The organism is Photobacterium sp. R1, assembly GCF_054600795.1.
In genome coordinates this window covers 1-425 of sequence record NZ_BAAHZP010000119.1, presented here as the reverse complement: position 1 = coordinate 425, position 425 = coordinate 1, and the positions used below count along the sequence as shown (strand labels likewise).

Here is a 425-nt window from a genome sequence, read left to right as displayed (position 1 = left end):
TATCGCGCCAGGGTTTGAGTATCGCCAGAAAGCGCTCATGAGCATCCCGGCAGTGCATGAACACGGGTTTTTGCAGCTCCGCCGCCAGCGCCAGGTGCGCCTCAAAGACAGCTTCCTGCTGTGGGCGCGGCGAAAAATCACGGTTGAAATCCAGGCCGCATTCGCCAACCGCAACCACAGCCGGGTCAGACGCCAGTTCGCGAATCACGGGTAAAGATAAGTCCGACACCGATTTGGCCTCGTGCGGGTGCACGCCGGCGGTACTGAAGCAGTAGCCTGGCCACTGATGCGCCATTGCCAGCGCCTGCTGGCTCTCGTCTTCACTGGTGCCAGTCAGGATCAGGGCTTTAACACCGGCCTGCTGCGCACGGGCGATGACAGCTGCCCTGTCTTTATCAAAACGGCTGTTGGTCAGGTTGACGCCA

Annotated in this window: 1 protein-coding gene; it reads right to left on the bottom strand. The window is 60.5% G+C overall.

The genetic code is table 11. The features are described 5' to 3' along the window. Window positions 1-425, bottom strand: a 425-nt coding sequence (locus ACYP03_RS24245; protein WP_459782403.1) for a TatD family hydrolase, incomplete at both ends; no start/stop codon positions are given.